The sequence below is a fragment of the Flagellimonas baculiformis genome (genome assembly GCF_033441575.1).
Lineage (GTDB): Bacteria > Bacteroidota > Bacteroidia > Flavobacteriales > Flavobacteriaceae > Flagellimonas > Flagellimonas baculiformis.
The window spans coordinates 151,183-176,209 of sequence record NZ_JAUZVW010000003.1 but is presented as its reverse complement, the minus strand read 5'-3'; the positions used below and the strand labels follow the sequence as shown (position 1 = coordinate 176,209).

Below are 25,027 nucleotides of genomic sequence, written 5' to 3'. Positions count from 1 at the left end.
GCGTGCAAAAATACTATAAATACTGGTAATCAGCATAATTTTTGTACTTTTGCAGCTACGTTTTTCAGATAAACAAAAGAAAGTGTTTATGAATGGTAAAAAGATATTGTTTGTATCTTCTGAATTAGTTCCATACCTCCCAGAGAATCCAGTTTCCTTAATGTCGTACGAAGCACCGAGAATGGTGAACAGCAATGGGGGGCAAATACGCATCTTCATGCCAAGATATGGAAATATCAATGAAAGAAGGCATCAATTGCATGAAGTCATACGCTTATCGGGGATGAACCTGGTCATAAACGACATGGATATGCCCTTGATCATCAAGGTGGCATCCATTCCAAGGGAACGTATCCAGGTGTATTTCATAGACAACGAGGAATATTTCAAGCGCAAGGCGACGTTCAAGGATTCGGAAGGGAAGCTGTTCCCTGACAATGACGAACGGGCCATCTTTTTAGCCAAGGGTGTCGTGGAAACCGTAAAAAAATTGAACTGGTCACCAGACATCATCCATGTGCATGGCTGGATGGCCTCCCTGCTGCCGTTGTACCTTAGAAAATATTATGCCGATGAACCTTTGTTCGCCGACAGTAAGATCGTCACATCGGTCTATGGAAAGGGATATGAAGGTGAGTTGGACAATGAGATGATCAATAAGATTTCCTTTGACGGCATAGACAAGAACGATATTTCTTCCCTGTCCAAGCCCGACTATAATAATTTGTTAAAGGTTGCCGTAGATTATTCCGATGCCGTTATTTTAGCCTCGGAGGAGATGTCGGAGGATCTGAAGGACCATATAGCCAATCTTTCCAAACCCGTACTGCCCTATGTTTCGCTTCAGGAAGCAGAAGAGGCATACACAAATTTCTATAAAACCGAGGTTTTAAAATAAATTGCATGAGATTTTCCAGAATCACTAAAGTTTCAACCTTGGTTGGGACCTTGCTTCTACTGATAGCTTCCTGTGAAGACGAACTGGACACCATTGGAGAAGGTGTCGTTGGAGGGGAGCCCTTCACCACAGGAAAGGTTGAATATGGTGTGTTTGCCTACAACAAGGGCATAACCGCTGTGCAGACCAACAGGTTGCCACTGTACCAATTGGGCACCTTTACCGATCCCCTTTATGGAAAAAGGACGGCCAGCATCATCTCGCAGCTTACTTTGTCCACCGAGAACCCCACTTTTGGGGATATCACACAGGCCGCAGAGGACAATGCGGATTCTGACGATAGTGCATCCACGGTCCAGGAAAATGAAACCGTGAAGGAGGTCTATCTCTACATCCCTTTCCAACTGCCCCCTTCGGGAGACACTGATGGTGACGGTGTGGACGACGAATTTGAAGAAGGGGATGATGTGGACGACCCCAACTCTGATTGGGATGGGGACGGCGTTACGGACAATCAGGAAAGGGTCATAGGCTCCAACCCATTCGACCCTAATGAGGATGGTACAGGCGACGACTTTGTGGCAAATACCTTCAAAAAGCGATATGATCTGGACAGTATTTATGGGGACAGGACCGCTACGTTTAACCTCAGTGTTTCGCGTTCAAATTATTTTCTGAGGAATTTGGATCCGAATTCAGGCTTTCAGGAAGCACAAGAGTACTATTCCAATCATGATTTTTCAGGATTTATCGGCGAACTTATTGCCAATGAAGAAGTCACTATTAGCAATGAGGACATGTTGTTTTTCAGGGAAGACGACCCTGATACTGAAGATGTTGACGAATCCGAGCAGGTAGAAACCAGATTGACTCCGGGAATCCGTATCCCGTTGAGCAATGAATTTTTCCAGACCAACCTTCTGGACATGGAAGGAAAGCCGGAATTGCTCAACCAATCCAATTTTAGGAACTTTCTTAGGGGAATCCATCTTTCCGGAACAAATATGGAGGAGCTGATGTTCTTGCTGGATATTACCGAGGCCACCATTACGGTCACCTATGAATACCAAGATTACGATACTGAGGAGGAGACCGTCGTGACTGCCGAGAAGGATTTTGTGCTAGGGCTGATGATGAGCACCAACAATGGTATTTCGGGCAATGCCGTAAATGTATTCGAAAATGAACCCTTGCCAACAGATATTGCCAGTGCATTGGACAATGGGGAGAACGCTTCGAGAATATATGTGAAAGGAGGGGCTGCGATGGCAGAGATCAGGCTTTTCGACGAATTGGAAAACGGAGGAGGGCAGCTCATAGATGAGCTTAGGGCCAAAAACTGGATCATCAACGAGGCCAATCTGGTCTTTTATGTGGACAGGGAAACCTTGGACAATTCGGGTGGGACCGTGGAAGAACCACCAAGACTCTATCTTTTTAATGCTGAGACCGGTTTTCCCTTGTACAACTCGTCCAACGAGAGCAGTACGCCGAACACCACGGCAAACCCACTGGAATATTTTTCCAATCACGATGGTGTCATCCAAAAGGAAAGCGGAAAAGGCATAAAATATACCATTAGGATAACGGAGCACATCAACAACATTATCGTCCGTGACTCCACCAACGCCAAATTGGCACTGTCGTTGACGTCCAATATAGCGATTCCCAACGTACAAGAAGCGGTGGGCAATGTGTCTGACGAAGTGGATTATCCCGTGATGTCTGCTGTGAACCCTTTGGGGACAGTGCTCTATGGCAGCAATGTGGCTACAGGAGAAGAAGGGAAGAAGCTAAAACTCGAGATTTTCTACACAGAGGCCAATTGATGGTTGCCACTTGAAGAAGATTTTTGGGCGTTCATCGTTTTCTGTGGACAGATGTATTGATTTTGCCCAATAGATCTTAATTTTGGAGCACACTTTATCCCCCAATAGTGGACATTAACTAAAAAAAATCTTATGTGTGGAATTGTAGGTTACATTGGCCATCGGGATGCTTATCCTATTATAATCAAGGGCCTTCAAAGGCTGGAATATCGAGGATATGACAGTGCGGGAATAGCACTTTACGACGGGGAGAACACCCATCTTTCCAAGACCAAGGGAAAAGTGGAAGACCTCAAGCAAAAAACAGAATCTTCCATTTCAATTTCAGGAAAACTAGGGCTGGGACATACCAGATGGGCCACCCACGGGGTACCCAACGATGTCAACTCGCATCCCCATTTTTCCAATTCCGGGGATCTGGTCATCATTCACAACGGTATCATAGAAAATTACGATTCCATCAAACAGGCATTGATCAAACGTGGCTATACGTTTGAATCCGATACGGATACCGAAGTGCTGGTCAATCTTATTGAAGAAGTAAAGAACAAGGAAGGTGTCAAACTTGGAAAAGCTGTCCAAATAGCACTCAACCAAGTAGTGGGGGCCTATGCCATTGCCGTTTTTGACAAGAACAAGCCCGATGAGATCGTGGTGGCCAAATTGGGAAGCCCACTGGCCATTGGTATCGGCGAGAACGAATATTTCATAGCATCGGATGCATCCCCATTTATTGAATACACCAACAATGCGATTTATCTGGAAGACGAGGAAATGGCCATTGTGAGGATCGGTAAGGAAATCAAACTTCGCAAGATCAAGGACGATGCGATTGCCTACCCGAACATTCTGGAACTCCAGCTCAACTTAGAGGAAATAGAAAAAGGGGGGTATGAGCATTTTATGCTGAAGGAAATCTACGAACAGCCTAGGGCCATATTGGACACCTATAGAGGCCGTTTGTTGGCGGACAAGGGTATTATCAAAATGGCAGGTATCGATCAGAACTTGGAAAAATTCCTCAATGCCAATAGGATTATCATTGTGGCCTGCGGGACCTCATGGCATGCCGGACTTGTGGCCGAATACATTTTTGAGGATTTGGCCCGTATTCCGGTAGAAGTGGAATACGCCTCGGAATTCAGGTACAGAAACCCTGTCATCACCGAGAAAGATGTGCTCATTGCCATATCGCAGTCGGGAGAGACGGCCGATACCTTGGCAGCCATCAAACTGGCGAAAGAGAAAGGAGCCTTTGTTTTTGGGGTGTGCAACGTGGTGGGTTCATCCATAGCTAGGGAAACCGATGCAGGAGCCTACACCCACGCCGGTCCGGAAATCGGAGTGGCATCCACTAAGGCATTCACTACCCAAATCACGATACTGACGCTAATAGCGCTGAAGTTGGCCCATGAGAAAGGAACCTTGTCACAGTCCAAGTACCATGAATACCTCACAGAACTGGAGAGCGTTCCAGCAAAAGTGGAGAAAGCACTTTTGTCCAACCCAATTGTGGAGGAAATATCCAATATTTACAAAGATTCGCCAAACTGCCTTTACTTGGGCAGGGGATACAATTTCCCAGTGGCCCTGGAAGGAGCCTTGAAACTAAAGGAGATTAGCTACATTCATGCGGAAGGATATCCCGCCGCGGAAATGAAGCACGGACCCATTGCCTTGATTGATGAGCAAATGCCCGTTGTGGTCATTGCCACCAGAAAAGGACACTATGAAAAAGTAGTGAGCAACATACAGGAAATCAAATCCAGAAAGGGAAGGATCATTGCCATCGTCACCGAGGGAGATGTATCTGTTAGGGAATTGGCCGACCACGTGATCGAAGTGCCGGAAACCTCAGAAAGCCTTTCACCGCTTCTGACCACCATCCCCTTGCAGCTCTTGTCCTATCACATTGCCGTGATGCGTGGGTGCAACGTGGACCAGCCCAGGAATTTGGCAAAATCGGTCACTGTGGAGTGATTTTAAGACATATATTTAAAGAAAAGGCGCCAATATTGGCGCCTTTTTTATTGATACCGTATTTTTGGGTGTGGAATTTTGCCAAAAAAGTATTATGCATGCATAATTTTTTCCATATTTGTAGAAATGAAATGAAAAAAAATGTATCTTCCACATACATTGCTTAACAGACACTTAAACCAAATTTAACTCAAATTCATAGCCAATGAAAAGACTTATGTTCATTTTCCTTATACTGATTGGTGTGGTCTCGCATGCACAGACAACCGTTCAAGGAAAAGTAGTTGATGAAAATAGCCAACCCATCCCCGGGGCCAATGTGGTCTTGGTGGGAAAAAGCGAAGGGACCGTCACCGACTTTGATGGAAACTTCACCTTCAATACCTCACAGACCCCTCCGTTCCAACTTCGGATAACCAGTATCGGGTTTTCGGATTTTGTGGCGAATGTCACTACCAATAACCAGACCCTTTCCATTACCCTGGCCGAAGCCTCTACCCTATTGGATGAGATTGTGATCTCAGCGTCGAGGACACCCGAACGGATTTTTGAATCCCCGGTTTCGGTAGAGCGCTTTGGGCTCAAAGAGATAAAGAACACCACTTCCGAATCTTTTTATGGAGGCTTGCAGAACTTGAAAGGAGTGGACATCAACACCAACAGTTTGACCTTCCAGTCCATTAATACCAGGGGTTTTGCCACTTTTGCCAACAACAGGTTCTTGCAGTTGGTGGATGGAATGGACAACACCGCGCCCGGTCTCAACTTCGTTTTGGGTAACTTGGTGGGGATGTCCGAACTAGATGTGCAGAGCGTGGAGATCCTACCCGGGGCCTCTTCTGCACTATACGGAGCTGGAGCTTTCAATGGTATCCTTTTTATGAACAGTAAAAACCCATTTGATTTTCAAGGAATAAGTGCCTACGCCAAAGGCGGGGTCACGGTACAGGATGCCGCAGGGAACAATTTTTATAAGGATTTTGGCATACGTGCCGCCCATGCTTTTAGCGACAAAGTGGCCGTAAAGGCAAATCTATCGGTGTTGACCGGTGAGGATTGGCATGCCAATAGTACAGTGGACCTGAACAACCCTGGTGCCGATCGTTCCAATCCAGGATATGATGGATTGAATGTGTATGGCGATGAAGTGGCGGATTTAATAAATTTTGACTCATTTGCTGGGTTGCCTAGTGGCACCATAGGTTCAGCGGTGATTTCCAGAACAGGGTACGATGAAGCGGATTTGGCCGATTATGGCGCGGAAAGTGTAAAATCAGATTTTGCACTGCATTACCGACCCTTTGCCAACGATTTTGAAATCATTCTGAACAGTAGAATTGGTCGTGGAACCACCATTTACCAAGGGGCCAACCGCTATGCGGTAAGCGGGTTCACCATGCAACAACACAAGCTGGAAATCAAGAACAAAAATTTCTTCCTTCGTGGATATATCGTTTCCGAAAACTCAGGGGATGCCTATGACACTCGCTTTGCTGCAATCAACATAAATAGGTTGTGGAAGAGAGATACTCCAAACCCTGATAATCCCAATGAAAGGTCATGGTTTGGGGACTACATTGGGACATATATACCCACATTTTTGGGACTTTTTCAACAAGGGACCCCAAGGGAAGATGCATCAGTTCAAGCACATGCTGTGGCAAGAGCGTATGCAGATGAAGGAAGATTGATTCCTGGAACACCAGAATTTGAAAGCGCGTTCAACCAAGTGACCAATAACGGGGACTTGACCACGGGGGCCAAATTTATCGACAAGACCAAGTTCCGTCACATCAATGGAAACTACAACTTTGCCCATTTGATCGACAACTGGGCCGACCTACAGGTGGGCGGCTCTTTCAGGGAATATGTGTTGAACTCCAACGGTACCATTTTCACGGATACCGATGGACCCATTTCCTATAATGAATATGGAGCCTATGTACAGCTTCAGAAGAAATTCTTGGATGATCGGTTGAAGTTTACCGGTTCTGCCCGTTACGATAAAAACGAGTTCTTTGATGGATTTGTTTCGCCAAGGGTCTCTTTGGCCTACACCGCTGGAGAAAAGAGAAACCACAACTTGAGGGTTTCCGTCCAACAAGGTTTCAGGAACCCTACTACACAGGATCTCTTCATTGGGTTGAATGCAGGCCGCGCCATTTTGGTGGGATCGGCACCTGCCAACTTGGATAGGGACGTGAGAACGTTCAATGTCAGCCAAGCAGCACAAGATAATTTGGGTCAACCTGCAACAGTTCAAATTGTGGGACGAGCCGCCTATGAAAATGCATATTCTACCAGTTCATTACAGGCCGGTGCTCCTCAAGCGGTTAATACACCTTTGGTGAAACCAGAGGAAATCACAGCTTTTGAAGTAGGGTACAGGGCCCAGGTAGATAGGTTTACCATTGATTTGAGTGGATATTACAACAGCTATTCCGATTTCTTGGCGAACACAACCACAGCTGTTCCGTTCTATGGGGAAGCTGGGGATGGAGGACTCTCCTTATTGGCGCTTCAAAATGGGGATTATCAAATCTACCAGACTTATACCAATTCTGATGCGGCTATCAACTCCTATGGAGGAACAGTGGGCGTGGACACCAAGATCGGAAACTTTGATCTAGGGGTCAACTATACATTCGCCGAGTTGGATATTGATGAAGGCAAATACCCAGATTTAAGGACCAATTTCAACACCCCAAAACATAAGGTGAAAGCTTCTTTCGGGAATGCAGCGCTCTTCAAGAACTTTGGCTTCAATGTAAACTACAGATGGAGCGACAGTTACTATTGGGAAGCATCCTTCGCGGATGGGGATATTCCTGCCTTTACCGTCTTGGATGCACAGATCAATTATTCCGTGCCCAGCATCAAGTCGGTGTTCAAGGTGGGTGGTTCCAACTTGTTGGGCGATGAATATTTCACTGCGATCGGGACGGGTAACGTAGGTTCCATCTACTATGTTTCTTGGGCCATTAACCCATAAAAAGTAACCCTAAAACACACAGAAAGGCACTGAATTTTTCAGTGCCTTTTTTCTTTTTAAAAAAACAAAAAATCGGTTTCTTAATAAAAAGGGAAAAGCATATCTTTGCAGCCGGAAAAAAAACGGTTTTTTTCTGTGTATTCAATTAAAAATAAACACACTAATGTCTAAAGTTACAGGTAAGGTTGCCCAAATTATAGGCCCGGTCATTGATGTTGAGTTTGAATCGGGGACGGTGATTCCACGAATTTATGACTCCCTTGAGATTACAAAAGCCAATGGCTCCAGATTGGTTTTGGAGGTACAATCGCATATCGGCGAGAATACCGTAAGGACCATTTCCATGGACTCAACAGATGGTTTGAGTAGGGGAGTTGAGGTAGTTGCTACTGGAAACCCCATACAAATGCCCATAGGAGAGGCGGTATATGGAAGGCTTTTCAATGTGATCGGTGATGCCATCGATGGTTTGGAAGAATTGCCAAAAACTGGAGACAATGGACTTCCCATTCACAGGGAGGCCCCAAAATTTGAAGACCTTTCCACTTCAACAGAAGTCCTTTTCACAGGGATCAAGGTAATCGACCTTATCGAGCCTTATGCAAAAGGAGGTAAGATTGGATTGTTCGGTGGTGCCGGTGTAGGTAAGACCGTATTGATCCAGGAGCTGATCAACAACATCGCAAAGGGACACGGAGGTCTATCCGTATTTGCCGGTGTTGGGGAACGTACCCGTGAAGGAAACGATTTGCTTCGTGAGATGTTGGAGTCCGGAATTATAAAATATGGTGATGAATTCTTGCACTCCATGGAAGAAGGAGGATGGGATTTGTCAAAAGTGGACAAAAAAGTGATGAAGGAGTCCAAGGCAACCTTCGTGTTCGGACAGATGAACGAGCCTCCAGGTGCCCGTGCCCGTGTGGCATTGTCCGGACTGACCATTGCCGAGTATTTCCGTGATGGAGCAGGGGATGGACAAGGAAAGGACGTACTTTTCTTTGTGGACAACATTTTCCGTTTCACACAAGCAGGTTCAGAAGTATCCGCACTATTGGGCCGTATGCCCTCTGCGGTGGGTTACCAACCAACCTTGGCCACTGAAATGGGTGCCATGCAGGAACGGATCACATCAACCAAAAGAGGATCTATTACCTCTGTGCAGGCGGTTTACGTACCTGCGGATGACTTGACGGATCCAGCACCAGCGACCACATTTGCCCACTTGGATGCCACTACCGTACTTTCACGTAAGATTGCCGAGTTGGGTATCTATCCTGCTGTGGATCCATTGGATTCCACTTCAAGGATTTTGACCCCTGAAATTTTGGGCAAAGAGCACTACGGTTGTGCGCAACGTGTTAAAGAGTTGTTGCAGCGCTATAAAGAGCTACAGGACATTATCGCCATCTTGGGTATGGAAGAACTTTCCGAAGAAGACAAGTTGGCCGTAGGTAGGGCAAGACGTGTACAACGTTTCTTGTCACAACCGTTCCACGTAGCGGAGCAGTTTACCGGTATCCCAGGGGTTTTGGTGGATATCAAGGACACCATCAAAGGATTCAACATGATCATGGATGGTGAATTGGACCACTTGCCGGAATCCGCGTTCAACCTTAAAGGTACCATCGAGGAAGCCATTGAGGCCGGGGAGAAAATGTTGGCAGAAGCATAAATTAGTTACGAGTTAAGAGTTATGAGTTAAGAGTTTTCACGCTCACTTCTAACTTTAAACTTTGTACTTCTAACTTATAAAAAGATGTATTTAGAAATCGTATCGCCTGAAGCCACATTGTTCGCTGGAGAAGTGACTTCGGTCACCGTTCCAGGGGTAAATGGTGAGTTCCAGATGTTGGAAAACCACGCACCCATTGTCTCCCTGTTGCAAGAAGGCAAGGTGAAGGTGAAAGGCAACATTGTCATTGACGAAGCCTTTCAGGACAAATTTTCCAAAGGAAGCAACGGAGAAACTGTTTTGGCCATAACCAGCGGAACAGTTGAAATGAAGGACAACAAGGTCATCGTTTTGGCCGACTAAGAATATAAATGAATTCATTCACAAAAAAGCCGCTCCATGGAGCGGCTTTTTTATTTTAATCCGATCAAATACCATTCCCTTCCGCCCGACCAATACACTTTCAAAGTCTCAAAACCAATGGCCGAGTGGGCGGCCAGCGACCTTTTGTTCTGTCCATCCACCTCGGTGATGATCGTGTCAAAACCTGTCGGCAGTTTTTCTTTCATGGTAAGGTACAGGTTGCGGAATATTCCTTTTCCACGATGGCTTTTGGCCACACAGATCTGTCCCATGGCCATGTAATCCATCCGGTTTCCCCGGATTTCATCAATTTCGGCGAACATGGGCCGCAACACCTCGACGGTATCGCCAAATTTGGGGTGCATGCACAGTGCATAAGCGACAACGGTATCATTCTCCACGGCAATGATATGGCCACATTCATCGTTCATGACCTTTAGCTGTTCCAGGGTATGTTCCACAGTGACAAAGCCTTCTTTTGCGCTTTCCTCCGCGGAAATGTTTTTGGGTAAATTTTCTTGCTGGAGGGCCAGAATCTGTTCCAACTCCTCCAAGGTCGAGGCCTGCTTATAGGAAACCATCACTCCGTCTTGAGCCAACCTTTTCGTTGTTCCAGCATTTGGGAAGATGGGGCTTGCCCTTTGTCCTCCATCAAGCTGAACGAATAATCTGGACTGGGGGCCAATGTCATGGTCGTGGTCCTGCGTTCCCCAAACCTGGTATAGTTCACTTGCAGCGGTGTCCCCACTTGGAATTGCTTCAAGTAGTCCTCGAATTTTTGTCCCTCGGAAAAAGAAACGTCATTGATGTTCAGGATAATGTCACCATTGTCCAGACCCGCTTTGTAGGCAGGGCTTCCCATTTGGGTGTTCCTCAACAGGCTTGCTCCCAGACCATCGGCATTCATGGACACATAGGTGCCCAAATAGGGTGTGTCCTTAGGCTGCTCCAACAAAACGCCCACAGATGTCAACAAGGCAGCATAATCGGGCATTTTGCTTTGGTAGATGTACTGATTAAAAAAAGAATCCCCAAAGTCCTTTCCTGCATAGTCATTCAAGGCAGTATGAAGATTTTCAATAGTGTAGGGCACTTCGGGCTTGCCATATGTTTCCCAGACCGATTTCATAAAATCATCCAAATTCAACCCTTTTTCCCTTAGGGAAAGGTCCAATGCCAGACCTAGGACACTGCCGTAGGAATAATAGGAAATAAAGGTGTTTTCCCGGTTGACGGGCTCCACTGAGGTAGCAGCGTCCACAAACGGGGCCTGATAGCTCATCTCAATCGGGTTGAAAAATTGAAGCGCAGGGGAGTTCCATACATAATTGAAGGTGCCCGCCAAGCCTTCCACATAATCTTTCGGGGAGATCAATCCTGCACGGCAGAGGATGAGATTGGTATAATAGCTGGTGAATCCTTCGGCGAACCAAAGTTCCCCGCTCATGTCCGCTGCCTCAAAATCGAAAGGTTCCAAAGATTTTGGGCGGATGCGCTCCACGTTCCAAGCGTGAAAAAACTCATGGGAAATGGTGCCAATGTTTCGCTCCATGCCCCCATTGCCCAAACTGCGCGTGCTGGTCACAATGGTCGAATTTCTATGCTCCATTCCGTCTCCAGAGGCATTCGGGATGTAACAGGCCAGAAAAGTATAGGAACCATGATCAAAATCGGGGAGTTCCCCATACACCTCCTTTTCGGCGAGGACCACTTTTTTGACCTTTTCAAAATAAGTGTCCGCTTCGGCTTCCGTGCCGTTATGGTGCAGGGCAAGGTTGATGGTCTTTCCATCGATCTCAAAAGAACGCAGCATAAAATCGCTGATCTCCGTGGGACTGTCCATAAAATAATACAGATCGGGCGCGGAATAGGTAGTGCCGGAAACCAAGGGCAATTGGGTGGCCACCTTCCAATTGAGATCTTCCCTCACGGCAAAGGTTACCTCTATCTTGCGCTCGATCAGTTCCGAAGAGAACATAAACGTAGCGGGAATGTTCAGGTGGGCATGGGTCTCATCGACTTGGGAATAGGTGCCATCCCCCCTATTGGCAAACAGCGTATATTCGATTTTTATGGTGCCATCATGTCCGGAAACCTCCCACTCATAAGGATTGGGGCGATGCACTTTCAACAGTTTTCCCTTGCTGTCCATGGCTTTGAATCCGTACACGTTCTTGGCAAACTCGTGCAGGGCATACCTCCCTGGCGAGGTCCTGCTCATCCGAAAGGAAACCTTGTCCGTCTTCAGTTCAGGAAAAGTGGCCTGCACCACAGCTTCGTGATGTACTGCATTCTCAAAAGAAATGGTGTACGAATTGGTCTGTGCCATCCCTAATAAGCAGGAAAACAACACCAAAAAAGAAAAGGAAATCTTCATTCTCAAAAAGGTTTATGAAGGACTAAGATACTGTTTAAAAACAGGAAGTACTACATTTGCCCCATGGAGAAATTACCCAAAAAATTGCAGTCCAAACTTTCGGCACGAAAGGAAAATGATTCCTTGCGTCATTTGCCATTGCAGGGCAACTCCATTGATTTTTCCTCCAACGATTATCTAGGCCTGGCCAAGAGTGAAAAAATTGCCCAAATGGCACTTGATTTATTGAAAGAGGCTCCCCAAAAGAACGGTTCCTCGGGATCCCGATTGCTATCGGGCAACCATCAACTTTATGCACGATTGGAAGATTTTTTGGCCGGCCATCATAACTCCATGGCCGCTTTGGTGTTCAACTCGGGCTATGATGTCAATATTGGTTTTTTTTCATCCGTTCCGCAACGGGGCGATATGGTTTTATATGATGAATTGGTTCATGCCAGTATCCGGGACGGAATTCAGATGGGGAATGCCAAAAGCTACAAATTTGCCCATAATGATTTCGATGATTTGGCCCGTCATGTTGAGCGCAGTCGAAATATGGACGGCTTGGCGGAAATCTATATTGTGACCGAATCCATTTTTTCCATGGACGGGGATTCTCCAGATCTAAAGCGTTTGGCGAATTTTTGCAGGGAAAATGGTTGTTTTTTGGTGGTGGATGAGGCGCATGCCACCGGAATTTATGGAAATGGCCGGGATTTGGTTGCGGAACAGGGACTGGAACAGGAAGTGTTTGCCCGCATCATCACTTTTGGGAAGGCGATGGGCTGCCATGGCGCGGCCATTCTTGGAAGCCAACCATTGAAGGAATATCTGGTGAATTTTTCAAGGAGCTTTATTTATACGACTGCACTTCCACCGCATACCGTGGCCACCATTTTGGCGGCGTATCAATATCTTGGGGACGAAGGCGCAGCTATTTCCAAGCAACTACGGGCCAACATTGGGCATTTCAAGCAGGAAACGGAACGATTGCAAATGACGGACACATTCATCAAAAGCGATTCGGCCATCCAGTGTGCCCTAATCCCTGGAAATGATAAGGTAAAGGCCATTGCCAAACAATTGCAGATAGCAGGATTTGATGTAAAACCTATTCTTTCCCCTACGGTAAAGGAAGGGGAGGAACGCCTGCGATTTTGCTTGCACCCATTCAATACAAAAGAAGAAATAACTAAAGTTTTGGTATTGTTGAACAATCTCATCAACCCATGAAAACGGAATTTTACACCTTGGGAACCTTTGAGTTCCCTGCCGATGCGGTCATCATCAAAGGAAAACTGGAAGCAGAGGGCATTGCCGTGTTCCTTAGGGACGAAGCGACCATCAATTCCGACCCCCTGATCAGTGCCGCCATAGGCGGGGTGAAGCTCCAGGTCTATTCGAGCGACAAGGAACTGGCCAAGCAAATCTTCGACGAGATCAGGAACTATGCCACTGATGATCAGGGAAATCCAATTGTCTGCCCCAATTGCAAGGCCGCCAAATCTGAAATTTATTATTCCAGAAAGAATGTTTTTTATAAGCTCTTTCCTTTCTTTGAACCCAGAAAATATCAGTGCATGCAGTGCAATTTTGTTACAAGACCTACCAAATGAAGCTATTTATTACAGGAATTTCGACCGAAGTGGGAAAAACAGTTGCATCCGCCATTGTGGTGGAAGCCCTTCAGGCCGATTACTGGAAGCCCATTCAGGCCGGGGATCTGGACAACTCGGACAGCCATAAGGTGGAATCGCTTATTTCCAATGACAAGACCGTTATCCACCCCAACAGTTATGCCCTCAACACCCCGATGAGTCCACATGCCGCAGCGGAAATAGATGGTGTGACGATAGATTTGGATGCCATTGTACCGCCTGTCACCGAAAATCATTTGGTGATTGAGGGTGCAGGTGGTTTGTTGGTGCCCCTGAACGATACAGATACGATTTTTGACCTGATCCAGCCCGATCACAAAGTGATCGTGGTGTCCAGGCATTATTTGGGCAGCATCAACCATACCCTGCTGACCATCGAAAAATTGCAGCAAAAAGAAGTTCAGGTCGGGATTATTTTCAGTGGGGATGAGCATCCCACTACCGAAGAGATCATCTTGAAAAAAACAGGCGCCGTTTTTTTGGGCCGGATCCATGAGGAGCCAAAATTCGATAAAATGAAGGTAAGGGCATATGCGGATAAGTTCCGTGCGGCCCTGCTGTCATTCTAGTCGCTGATAAATGAGCCCTCGCCCCACGGTTGCAGTGAGTTGGTAATGTTCCTCAAGATAGGCATCGATATAGGTGTTGTAGCTCATCAGTTTTTCGTAAAAGATTTTTTTTCCTTTTCGGGCCACCACGATGTTGGGCCGAATCGTTTCCATGATATACCGGAGTTCCTCCATGCCACTGTTCCTCGGATTGTCCAGATCGGAGAATAGCTCGTCGCGGGTAATGTTGCTCGGATGGATGGACACCTTTGTAGGTGGTGTTTCACCCAGCACCCAATAGCCGATATGGTACTCGGTAAAAAAGATGTTCTTCGTGTCCAATTGGTGCTTTAAAATATAGTTGGGAACGTCAATCCCCTCACCATTGTAAAAGGATCCTTTCTTTATTTTGTTGGAAACGATGTTCACATACTCCAGATAGGATTCCATCGGAATAAGGAAGAGCAGCGCAATCACCAAGGGTCGGTACGGTTTTTTCAATTTTGGAAGTTTGCCAAAGGCCACGCCCAAAGGAATAAGGATGAACGGATAGAGTTGGATGAGATAGTGGCCGTTTACCTTCCCGGTTTGCATGAAGGAAAGCAGGATCCCGAGGATCACCACGGTCAGCAATTGGGATTCCCTGGACTTGAAATCGATAACCTTGTACACAAATCCGGCAATCAAAAGTCCGAGCACAATGAACACGAACGGCAGTGTTTTCACGGGGGAATGGTATTTTCCGCCCGAATAGGCCAAAGGTGCCTCAAAAATGGACTCCCACCAAACGTACAAGTTGTCCTGTAGGTAATAGGGCAGGGCAGTCATAAGTACCATAAGTATGACCCCGATTCCCATAAAAAACAAGTTCCGGATGCTACGGGGCAAGGTGTTCTTGGCAAACCCTTCGGACAAGAAATAGATGCCCAAGGTGAGCACGGGGTAGGCCATGTTCAGTTTGGACATGATGGCGCACCCAAAAAGAAGCCCGGCCAACAAATACCAGCCCCATTGCCTCTTGTAAACAACCAGATATATGCCCATCACAAAGAAAAAGGTGCAGATATGTTCCGACATCACACCCTGCAGGCTGCCGAACAGACTTTGAAAGAACACACAGAAAACCGCTACCCAAAAAGCAATTTTTTTGGAGGCAATCTTACGGGTAATGCCATAGGTGAACAAGGCGGTCACGGCCACCATGATGGCCCCAAAAAACCGGATGGCGAAGAAACTCTTCCCAAATAGCTTGATGATGATGGCAAAATACAGAAAAGTAATGGGTGGTTTCAGGTCCCAAAGCTGGGTATAGGGTAGGTGCCCATCCGCCCAAGATTGCCCCATAAGGATGAACGTGCTTTCGTCCCGATCCACATAGTCCCTAAAAAAAAAGGGAAAACGGATAAAAAGGGCCACTATGATCAGTAGGGTCAGGACCTTCTTCCAATCGAGGTCGTTGTAGTCACGAAGCTGGAATGTATTAAGCACGGTCGGCGTCGGGTTTATTGGCTATTAATTATCATCTTTGCAATATAGATAAATTGAATGTTTTGAGAGATTCTGTAGCACTGGAAAAATTATCGGACAGGGACAAAAAACACCTGTGGCACCCCCTTACCCAGCACAAGGTGAGCCCGGACATGTTGGCCATATCCAGAGCGAGCGGCGCGCTGCTCTATGATGAGGACGGCAAGGAGTACGTGGACGGTATCGCATCGTGGTACACCTGTATGTATGGGCATTGCAACCCCTATATTTTGGACAAGGTGATGGATCAGATGCAACGGTTGGACCAAGTGGTCTTTAGCGGATTCACCCACGAACCTGCCGTACGGTTGTCCGAAGAACTCGTCAAGATATTGCCACAAGGCCAACAAAAGCTGTTTTTTTCGGACAATGGCTCCACGTCGACGGAGATTGGGATCAAAATGGCGTTGCAGTATCATTTTAACCAAGGGCAAAAGCGCAATGTACTTTTGGCTTTTGAAGAAGGCTTTCATGGCGACACCTTCGGGGCCATGTCGGTCTCAGGGCTCTCGGTTTACAACGGACCCTTTGAGGATTTCTTCATTGAGGTGGAACGAATCCCTGTGCCCACCAAAAAAAATATCGGTTCCGTTTTGGCCCAATTGGAGCAGCGGTTGAAAAACAACAATCTCGCAGGGTTTATCTACGAACCTTTGGTTCAAGGAGCGGCGGCCATGAAGATGCACGATGCCGAAGGTCTGGACAAGATCCTTGCCCTTTTGAAGAAGCATGGGGTGCTGCTCGTAGCGGATGAGGTGATGACAGGCTTTGGAAAAACGGGACGACCCTTTGCTTCGGATTACCTGCAAACCAAGCCAGATATTGTTTGCCTGTCCAAGGCATTGACGGCTGGCTTGATCCCAATGGGGCTGACCACTTGTACCGAAGAGGTGTATATGGCCTTTTATAGTGACGATATTGCCAAAGGGCTCTTCCATGGGCACACCTATTCGGCAAACCCCTTGGCCTGCACAACGGCCTTGGCCGCTTTGGAACTTCTCCAGAGCGAGGAAATCCAACAATCCATAAAGGCCATTTCGCAATGGCACCAACAGTTTGGTGAAGAGATCAAGGACCATCCCAAAGTGGGAAGTATTCGTCAGCTCGGGGTCATCTTTGCCCTCGACCTGAACGTGAAAATGGAGCGTTATGGCAATTTGCGCAACAAGCTCTTTACCCATTTTATGGACCAAGGGGTGTTTTTAAGACCCTTGGGAAGCACCATCTACATCTTGGCACCCTATGTGACCACAAAAGACCAAATGGAGCGGATCTATGCCGCCATCCGGTCGGCTCTTGAATTGGTATAAGCTATTGCTATGTTGAAGGAACCCATTTCCATAACGGCCCTATCATCCATTTCTGCTTTGGGAGAATCCCTTGAAGAGGTTTGGAAATCCTATAACCAGAACGAACATTTTCTCTCCGAGGCACTTATTGGGGAGCAAAAGGTGTGGGTGTCGCAATTGCCGGAATCCATCAAACTAAAAATTGAGGAATTACGCCAGTCCGATGCCAAGTACAAGCATTTGGACGATTCTGTACTCTTTGCCATCCAAGCTGCCCGAAAGGCCATCGAAAGTGCCGGATGGGAGAAAGGGTCCAATTTTGGGATCAACATAGGGTCTTCACGAGGGGCCACTTCCCTTTTTGAAAAATACCACGAGGAATTTCTGAGGGACGGCAAATCTGCGACCCTATCCTCACCTACGACCACGTTGGGGAACATTTCCTCTTGGGTGGCCCACGATCTCAAAAGCAAGGGCCCGGAAATTTCACATTCCATCACTTGTTCCACCGCCTTGCATGCGGTGTTGAATGCCGTCGCATGGATCCAAAGTGGATTGGTGAATCAATTTTTGGTTGGGGGGAGCGAAGCACCATTGACCCCTTTTACCATTGCCCAGATGCAGGCCCTAAAAGTTTATTCCAAGGTGTCATCTCGAGCGCCCGCCTGCCGGACGGGCAGGCAGTCGAGAGATGAGTACCCTTGCAAAGCCATGGATTTGGACAAGAACCAGAACACCATGGTGTTGGGTGAAGCTGCTGGACTGGCCTGTTTGGAAAAAGGGACCAAGAAACATGCCCTAGCGTTGATCGAGGGAATCGGCTATGCCACGGAACCCTTGGAACACAGTGTTTCCATCAGTACCGATGCCCAATGTTTTCAAGACTCCATGAAAATGGCCTTGGGCGATCTGGAACCTTCCCAAGTGGATGCCGTGGTGATGCACGCTCCTGGGACCATCAAAGGGGACCAGACCGAGTTCAATGCCATTCAAAAAGTATTCGGGCATACAGTCCCTTTTTTGACCACGAACAAATGGAAATTGGGGCACACCTTTGGTGCTTCAGGATTGTTGAGTTTGGAAATGGCAGTGCTGATGATGCAAAACCAGGAATACATTGGCAGTCCATTTTTTGGGAATAAAAAACAGTCGAAACCGATAGACAGGGTATTGGTGAATGCCGTAGGCTTTGGAGGGAATGCCGTCAGTATTTTGTTGAGACGACCCGATGATCAATAAACAGGCTTGTTCTAAAAACACAGACTTTGGCAGTTCTTTTTGGAAGAATGACTTATTTTTGAACTAGACATCCTAGAAATATGACTACAAGACACGATTGGACCAAGGAAGAAATCCTCGAAATATATAACAAGCCTTTTATGGAGCTGCTGTATGAAGCGGCCACCATCCACAGGCAACACCATGACCCTAATACCGTGCAGGTTTCCACCCTGCTTTCCATCAAAACAGGCGGATGCCCGGAGGACTGTGGGTACTGCCCTCAGGCGGCTCGTTACCATACCAATGTGGAAGGGAATGACCTGATGACCGTACATCAAGTAAAGGCACAGGCATTGCGTGCGAAGGCTTCAGGTAGTTCCCGTGTCTGTATGGGTGCCGCATGGCGAAACGTAAAGGACGGTCCCGAATTTGATCAAGTGCTGGAGATGGTCCGCACCATCAACAAGTTGGACATGGAAGTCTGTTGTACCTTGGGCATGGTGACCGAAAACCAGGCCAAACGCTTGGCCGAAGCTGGGCTCTACGCTTACAACCACAACCTCGATACTTCTGAGGAATATTACAAGGAAGTCATTTCCACACGTGGGTATGAAGATCGTTTGCAGACCATAGAAAATGTACGCAAGACGAACGTTACGGTCTGTAGTGGCGGAATCATAGGCATGGGTGAATCCATTGAGGACAGGGCCGGAATGTTGGTGGCCCTATCCACCCTGAACCCACAACCCGAATCTGTGCCCATCAATGCTTTGGTGGCGGTGGATGGCACCCCGATGGAAGACCAAAAACCTGTGGAGATATGGGAAATGGTCCGCATGGTGGCCACTACCCGAATTGTGATGCCGCAGACCCAGGTCAGGTTGTCCGCAGGGAGAACAGGAATGAGCCGGGAAGGACAGGCCATGTGCTTTTTTGCCGGTGCCAATTCCATTTTCGCGGGGGACAAACTGCTCACCACGCCCAACCCCGATGTGAACGAAGATATGGAAATGTTCAGGCAATTGGGACTGAATCCCCAAAAGGCCTTTGTGAAAGCGCCCCAACCGCAGACCGTGGAAGCCATCGATTCCAAATATGTGGCCATGGGGGAAAAACCAAAATGGTCCAGACCAGGGCATACCATCGAGCGGAACGAAGCTGCCAAGCACAAAGGAAGTTTGGTTTCCGGAGATTAAGGTTTGGTAACTATTTAAAAACGTTTTAGTAATTTAGTGGTTTCAAATTCCTTGAAATCTTGAACCTGAACCTTGAACAAATTCCCAGGGAAAAAACTCTTACCAAGAAGGAGTTTATCCAAAACTATTTCAAGCCCCAAAAGCCTGTAGTGATCGAACGCTTTATTGAGGATTGGCCCGCACATTCCAAGTGGAGCTTGGATTATATGAAACAAGTGGCAGGGGAAAAGGAAGTGCCTCTATATGATGACCGCCCTGTAAAACATGATGAAGGTTTCAACCAGCCGCATGCCAAGATGAAGATGTCGGACTATGTGGATTTGTTGAAGAGCGGCCCTACCAAATACCGAATTTTCCTTTGGAACATACTGAAGGAGGTTCCCGAACTGCAAAAGGATTTCACCTATCCCGATTTTGGATTGAAACTGATGAAAGGCCTGCCCATGCTGTTCTTCGGTGGGGAAGACTCCTATACCTTCATGCACTACGATATCGATCTCGCGAATATTTTCCACTTTCATTTTGAAGGAAAAAAACAATGTATTCTGTATTCGCAATCGGAGACCAAGTTCCTGTACAAAATTCCACATTCCTTGATTACTAGGGAGGACATAGATTTTGACAATCCCGATTTCGAAAAGTGGCCGGCCCTTGAACATGCCAAGGGACACATCGCCAATTTGGAACATGGAAACGTACTCTACATCCCCGAAGGCTATTGGCACTACATGAAATACGTGACCCCAGGTTTTTCCATGAGTTTACGTTCCATTGCCAAAAAGCCCAAAAATTTGAGCCGGGCGGTGTACAACATTTTTGTGATGCGCCATTTTGATAACCTGATGCGCAAGTGGAAAGGACAACAGTGGATCGATTGGAAAAATGAGCAGGCGGTGGTGCGTACCCAAAGGCTGATGGCCGAAAAATGGACCTAAACCGTTTTGTCCCCGATCAGTTCGGTAAGTTTTTCATAGACCAAGTGACTTTCCCAACCACGATAGAGCAGGTAATCTGCCAGTTTTCGTTTTTTCTTGTGGATGTTGGTTTCCCTGATCTGTCCCAATCTTTTTTTGGCCAGTTCGTCCAACGTCTCCAGATAATCGCCCTCATCGATTTCAGCAAGGGCACTCTTGATGTTGAACACCGATATTTGGCGTAGCTTCAACTCCCGGACAATACGCTCTTTTCCCCATTTTTTGATGTGGAACTTGCCCCTGGCATAGCTTTTGGCAAACCGTTCCTCATTCAGATAATTTTCTTGGATGAGGTGGGCCGCAATTTGGTCGATGGCCTCTGGGATCATGTTCATCCCTTTGAGTTTTTCCACCACTTCGTGATGGCAACGCTCCTGATAGGCACAGTAATGCTCCATTTTTCTGGTGGCCTCCGTGACCGAGACGAACGATTTTTGGGGAAATGGATTGGACATTCCTATGGATTTTTCGTTATCACAAGTGATGTGCCTTTGCCCGTGATAACAGTGCTGTTTCCTGAAGAGGTAACTTGGGCTTCGCCTTCCACTATTTGATAATTGTCTTGGGGCAAATCAACCACTATGGACCAATCAGGTTTGGATTGCTGAACCTTTATTTGAAGTTTGCCATCCTTGTTTTCATACCCAATGGAAATCTCATTGTCCCCGATTTTTACATTTTCCAAAGAGGCATGGTCCCACGAACTTGGCATTTGCGGTTTGATTTTGACCATCTGATGTTGCGCCATGGGTTCTATGCCAAAAAATTGACGGACAATGGGGAAGGCATACGCATAAATGTTCCAGGCCTGCGTCACCATACCATAGTCCGGTGAAACTTCGTAAATACTACCGGGCAGTGCATAGCTGAAGGTGCGCGTCATTCGCTTCAGGTAACCCAAAGCCTCGTCGGGGCGCCCATAATTGTTCTCTGCCACCGCTTGCACCCCTGTCGGCAACGTCATTACAGCTCCTGTGTATGAAAATACTTTGCTCCCTTTGAAGGAGCCCATATCCTTTCCTGCCGATTCATCCCTATCTATCCCTGTGACGAACATCCCGAAGGGATTTGTAAATTTTTTGGCATTGTCCAAGGCGGTGATGGCCTTGGAAGAATCGGCAATACCCATTTCCATTGGAGTGTTGACCACCCAATTGTGATAGAGGACAAAGGGTCTTGGTTGGTTTGAGGGTTGAGCAAGAATTTGTTGCTTCGTGGCTTTCAATTCTTCAACGGCCCAAGGTTTGTTCAGGGTATCTGCACGAACAATGGCATCTTCGATCAAATGGATGGCCTGTTCGTCCGTTCCAATGAAATCTGCATAAGAACCAAATGCGTCCGACCAAAATTCATCGTTGATCTTTTGTTTCAAATGGGCTGCCAATGCTTGATATTTTGTGGCCAATTCCGGTTGGCCCAGTTCGGTGGCCATTAGGGCAACATCGGCGAAGGCTTTTTGGGTATAGGAAGCCACATCGATCATTTCACTGTTGAGGCCATGGATCTCCATCATCCCAAATCCATCAGGAAAAAGATTTTGGTTGTCATCATTTTCGGTCAACAACCAATCCAGTCCCTTTTGGACCGTTGGAAAATATTTTTCCAAAAACGCTTTATCCCCATTCCAGGTGTAGATTTCCCAAATCAATGACGCAAATTGGGGCGTCTCGTTGATGTTCCCTTCGTTGAACACTGCTCCATTGGTGGACATTTCATGTAAAATGCGCCCGTTGCCATTGAGGGCCATGGAAACGCTGTCCAGAAGGTGGATGGTCTTTTCCACAATATCTTCGCGGCCAATGGCCATATAGCCTTTCAATGCATATTCGCTATCCACACCAAACCACCAAGGATAATCGGGAAGCCCGGCCCCTATGCCCGTTCCGATTTCGGGCACCGTGCGCACCAACCAATCACAATTGTACTTGAGCCATGTAAAGGCTTGCTCCAAATCCTTATCGGGAATTGTAAGTTTGGTTTGGCGGGCCAATTGGGCATACCTTTCTTTCTTGGTTTCGGCCAAGGCATAATGATTTTCTTGGATGGAGCTGTAGTTTTCCACAGCATCATCCAAAGAGGTATATGATCCTGCGATGGTAAAATTCAATGTGGAACTTGACCCGGCAGGAAGTTCGATGTTGTAGATCAATGTGTTTGATACGCCATGGGTGCTTTGTGGATTTTCAGCGGACAAGGTCGATGCAGGGGTTTGATCGGACCCGAAGATGTTGTACCACGGATTGGAAGTGTCCTTGACCACCCATTTTTGTCCATCAAAATTGGCTTCATCCTTGGTATCCTCCATTTGGGTGCGTTCACCAAGCCATGTAGGTCTTAGGTCGGTATGGCCTATGAATTGGAACTTGCCCTTTTGGGCTTCCTTGGAATTGTTTTGGATGACAAATTGGACAAAAACACCCTGCTTGCCATCGGGGACAAACTGATAACGTTCCACCGTGATCTGTTCTTGTTCGAATTCAAACAGATGTTTGTTCGCAAAGGGGTAGTTGATGAAACCTTTTGCCTTGTTGAGAGCCAAAACCTTTTCGTCCACGACCAGTTCGGCATCAAACCCGTCCATGAGTTTGATGGGATGGTTCCAGATTCCGCCCATTTCTCCTTTGATGTGCCAGCCCAAAGGGGGGAAACTACCATCTTGGTGGCCGACCATATATACGCGGTCCCCGGCAGTCACAAATGGAGATTCGAGATAGGATGGTTTTCCTTGGATGGAATCGGAATCTTTTAATAGACTTGATATGGGCCGTGCCGTTTGTTTGGAGCAGGCCGCAAGAAAGAGAATGGATATCAGTAGTAAAATGGGTCTCAACAGTGTGTCTTGCATTGGTGAATGCATAAAAGTAGCATTTTGTTCGGAAACCCCTAAAAACAAAAAAGCGACCCCATTTTTGGGGTCGCTCTTTGAGTATTATATTCCGATTGTTTTGCCGTCTTTGTCCTTGAAATGGTATTCAAGGTAGGTATAGGCATCCCTAGGCTGGACCTTTATCCATTTTTTATAGGCTTTGAACCATTTGGAACGGATGGAAGGGAATCCTTTGGTAAGGTAGGCCGCAATGAACGGGTGTATGTTGAGTACAATCCCATTGTTCTTTTGGTCACTTTTCAGGATTCGTTCCAGATCTGCTTGGATCTTATCGATCAATACAATGGGGGCCTCCACTTCGGCACCTGTGCCGTTGGGGTTTTCCTCACTGGTCTTGATGTTCATTTCGGGACGTACCCTTTGTCTGGTGATCTGTACCAGTCCAAATTTACTGGGGGGCAAAATCTTGTGTTTTGCACGATCGTCCTTCATTTCGTTCCTAAGGTGATCGAACAGTTTTCTCCTGTGATCGCCCCGGGTCATATCTATAAAATCCACCACGATGATACCGCCCATGTCGCGCAGTCGTAATTGTCTTGCAATTTCGGTAGCGGCCAACATATTGACTTCCAAAGCGGTGTCTTCTTGGTTTTTGGCCTTGTTGGAGCGGTTGCCACTGTTCACGTCGATGACGTGGAGTGCTTCGGTATGCTCAATGACAAGGTAAGCGCCCCTGCTCATGGAAGCAGTTTTGCCAAATGAGGTCTTGATCTGACGCTCGATCCCAAATTTTTCAAAAATGGGGGCTGGGCCTGAATATTGCTTTACAATGGATTCTTTTTCGGGTGCAATTTCATGCACGTAGTCCTTGATCTGGTTGTAAAGCGTTTCATCATCAACATGGATTCCCGAAAAGGAATCGTTGAAAACATCCCGAAGGATGGACGAGGCCCTGTTGAGCTCCACCAATACTTTGGATGGATGTGAGGCTCTCTGCAATTTCTTGCACATGGCTATCCATTTGGATAGCAGGTTCTGAAGATCTTTGTCAAGTTCTGCAACTTTTTTGCCTTCTGCAACGGTACGGATAATGACTCCAAATCCTTTGGGCTTGATGCTCTTCACAAGTCTGATGAGCCTGTCCTTTTCCTCTTTGCTCGCTATCTTTTGCGATACCGAGACCCGATCGGAAAATGGGACCATGACCAAGTAGCGTCCGGCAATGGAAAGCTCGGAGCTGATCCTTGGGCCCTTGGTGGAGATGGGTTCTTTTACAATTTGTACCAATAATGACTGATTGGCTTTGATCACATCATTGATGCTGCCATTCTTGTCAATGTCTTTTTCAAATGGAAAATCCTTCAGGGTATAGTCTTTCAACTTCCCTGTTCTAGCTTTTTTGATGAATTTAAGCATGGAGGACAATTGTGGACCAAGGTCATGGTAGTGCAGGAACGCATCTTTTTCATAACCTACGTTCACGAAGGCCGCATTTAGGCCTGTAACGGGTTTTCTGATCTTGGCCAGGAAGACATCCCCTACGGAAAAGTTGTTGTTGTCCTCCTCTTTGTGTAATTCGATGAGTTTTCCATCCTTTAACAAGGCAAAATCGACTGCTTCGGGACTAGATCTAACGATTAATTCTCTATTCACCTGAATCGATTTATATTCATCCCAAAGAATAGGTTTTGGGA

At 46.8% G+C, this 25,027-nt stretch carries 19 protein-coding genes; 13 read left to right on the top strand and 6 right to left on the bottom strand.

The genetic code is table 11. The features are described from left to right. Window positions 1-88: 88 nt before the first annotated feature. The 6 genes from SD450_RS05735 to SD450_RS05710 all read left to right on the top strand — a co-directional run bounded on the left by SD450_RS05735 (window position 89) and on the right by SD450_RS05710 (window position 9,734). Window positions 89-898, top strand: a complete 810-nt coding sequence (locus SD450_RS05735; protein ID WP_318343678.1) for a glycogen/starch synthase — start codon at window positions 89-91, stop codon at window positions 896-898. 5 nt (window positions 899-903) lie between these two features. Next, window positions 904-2,727, top strand: a complete 1,824-nt coding sequence (locus SD450_RS05730; protein WP_318343677.1) for a DUF4270 domain-containing protein — start codon at window positions 904-906, stop codon at window positions 2,725-2,727. A gap of 132 nt (window positions 2,728-2,859) precedes the next feature. Continuing rightward, on the top strand, window positions 2,860-4,707 hold the full coding sequence (glmS, locus tag SD450_RS05725; protein ID WP_318343676.1) for a glutamine--fructose-6-phosphate transaminase (isomerizing): 1,848 nt from the start codon (window positions 2,860-2,862) through the stop codon (window positions 4,705-4,707). Window positions 4,708-4,912: 205 nt separating this feature from the next. Continuing rightward, window positions 4,913-7,699 carry a TonB-dependent receptor gene (locus tag SD450_RS05720; protein WP_318343675.1) on the top strand — a complete coding sequence of 929 codons (2,787 nt, stop codon included), beginning with the start codon at window positions 4,913-4,915 and terminating at the stop codon, window positions 7,697-7,699. Window positions 7,700-7,862: 163 nt separating this feature from the next. Beyond that, window positions 7,863-9,371, top strand: coding sequence for a F0F1 ATP synthase subunit beta (gene atpD / locus SD450_RS05715; RefSeq protein ID WP_318343674.1), 1,509 nt, complete (start codon window positions 7,863-7,865; stop codon window positions 9,369-9,371). A gap of 84 nt (window positions 9,372-9,455) precedes the next feature. Further along, the gene (locus SD450_RS05710; RefSeq protein WP_318343673.1) at window positions 9,456-9,734 is read left to right on the top strand and encodes a F0F1 ATP synthase subunit epsilon; all 279 of its coding nucleotides are present in this window, start codon (window positions 9,456-9,458) and stop codon (window positions 9,732-9,734) included. A 50-nt stretch (window positions 9,735-9,784) separates the two neighbouring features. On the opposite strand, the gene SD450_RS05705 is transcribed toward SD450_RS05710, so the two are convergent. Together SD450_RS05705 and SD450_RS05700 are read right to left on the bottom strand one after the other, a co-directional pair. After that, complete coding sequence (locus SD450_RS05705; protein WP_318343672.1) at window positions 9,785-10,315, bottom strand: GNAT family N-acetyltransferase; 531 nt, start codon at window positions 10,313-10,315, stop codon at window positions 9,785-9,787. Further along, the gene (locus SD450_RS05700; RefSeq protein WP_318343671.1) at window positions 10,315-12,111 is read right to left on the bottom strand and encodes a M61 family metallopeptidase; all 1,797 of its coding nucleotides are present in this window, start codon (window positions 12,109-12,111) and stop codon (window positions 10,315-10,317) included. The genes SD450_RS05705 and SD450_RS05700 overlap by 1 nt, the downstream gene beginning before the upstream one ends. Window positions 12,112-12,174: 63 nt before the next feature. Between SD450_RS05700 and SD450_RS05695 the strand changes: the two genes are divergently transcribed. The 3 genes from SD450_RS05695 to bioD are packed head-to-tail and all read left to right on the top strand — an operon-like array spanning window position 12,175 to window position 14,320. Further along, window positions 12,175-13,326, top strand: a complete 1,152-nt coding sequence (locus SD450_RS05695; RefSeq protein ID WP_318343670.1) for an aminotransferase class I/II-fold pyridoxal phosphate-dependent enzyme — start codon at window positions 12,175-12,177, stop codon at window positions 13,324-13,326. Next, window positions 13,323-13,709 carry a putative signal transducing protein gene (locus SD450_RS05690; RefSeq protein ID WP_318343669.1) on the top strand — a complete coding sequence of 129 codons (387 nt, stop codon included), beginning with the start codon at window positions 13,323-13,325 and terminating at the stop codon, window positions 13,707-13,709. Before SD450_RS05695 ends, SD450_RS05690 begins: the two co-directional genes overlap by 4 nt. Beyond that, on the top strand, window positions 13,706-14,320 hold the full coding sequence (gene bioD, locus SD450_RS05685; RefSeq protein WP_318343668.1) for a dethiobiotin synthase: 615 nt from the start codon (window positions 13,706-13,708) through the stop codon (window positions 14,318-14,320). The genes SD450_RS05690 and bioD overlap by 4 nt, the downstream gene beginning before the upstream one ends. On the opposite strand, the gene SD450_RS05680 is transcribed toward bioD, so the two are convergent. Then, window positions 14,312-15,787, bottom strand: a complete 1,476-nt coding sequence (locus SD450_RS05680; protein WP_318343667.1) for an ArnT family glycosyltransferase — start codon at window positions 15,785-15,787, stop codon at window positions 14,312-14,314. The two genes, bioD and SD450_RS05680, sit on opposite strands and share 9 nt — an antisense overlap. Before the next feature lie 62 nt (window positions 15,788-15,849). Between SD450_RS05680 and bioA the strand changes: the two genes are divergently transcribed. The 4 genes from bioA (at window position 15,850) to SD450_RS05660 (ending at window position 20,467) form a co-directional block, all read left to right on the top strand. Next, window positions 15,850-17,136, top strand: a complete 1,287-nt coding sequence (bioA, locus tag SD450_RS05675; RefSeq protein ID WP_318343666.1) for an adenosylmethionine--8-amino-7-oxononanoate transaminase — start codon at window positions 15,850-15,852, stop codon at window positions 17,134-17,136. A 9-nt stretch (window positions 17,137-17,145) separates the two neighbouring features. After that, entirely contained in the window at window positions 17,146-18,354 is a 1,209-nt protein-coding gene (locus tag SD450_RS05670) for a beta-ketoacyl synthase N-terminal-like domain-containing protein (RefSeq protein WP_318343665.1), read from the top strand. An 80-nt stretch (window positions 18,355-18,434) separates the two neighbouring features. Beyond that, window positions 18,435-19,532, top strand: coding sequence for a biotin synthase BioB (bioB, locus tag SD450_RS05665; RefSeq protein WP_318343664.1), 1,098 nt, complete (start codon window positions 18,435-18,437; stop codon window positions 19,530-19,532). A 59-nt stretch (window positions 19,533-19,591) separates the two neighbouring features. Continuing rightward, complete coding sequence (locus SD450_RS05660) at window positions 19,592-20,467, top strand: cupin-like domain-containing protein (RefSeq protein ID WP_318343663.1); 876 nt, start codon at window positions 19,592-19,594, stop codon at window positions 20,465-20,467. Here the strand turns inward: SD450_RS05660 and SD450_RS05655 are convergent. From SD450_RS05655 to SD450_RS05645, 3 genes are all read right to left on the bottom strand, one after another. Beyond that, on the bottom strand, window positions 20,464-20,961 hold the full coding sequence (locus SD450_RS05655) for a regulatory protein RecX (protein WP_318343662.1): 498 nt from the start codon (window positions 20,959-20,961) through the stop codon (window positions 20,464-20,466). The two genes, SD450_RS05660 and SD450_RS05655, sit on opposite strands and share 4 nt — an antisense overlap. A gap of 2 nt (window positions 20,962-20,963) precedes the next feature. After that, window positions 20,964-23,351, bottom strand: a complete 2,388-nt coding sequence (locus SD450_RS05650) for an alpha-L-rhamnosidase-related protein (protein ID WP_318343661.1) — start codon at window positions 23,349-23,351, stop codon at window positions 20,964-20,966. An 84-nt stretch (window positions 23,352-23,435) separates the two neighbouring features. Further along, the gene (locus SD450_RS05645) at window positions 23,436-24,986 is read right to left on the bottom strand and encodes a ribonuclease E/G (RefSeq protein WP_318343660.1); all 1,551 of its coding nucleotides are present in this window, start codon (window positions 24,984-24,986) and stop codon (window positions 23,436-23,438) included. Between the last annotated feature and the right edge of the window lie 41 nt (window positions 24,987-25,027).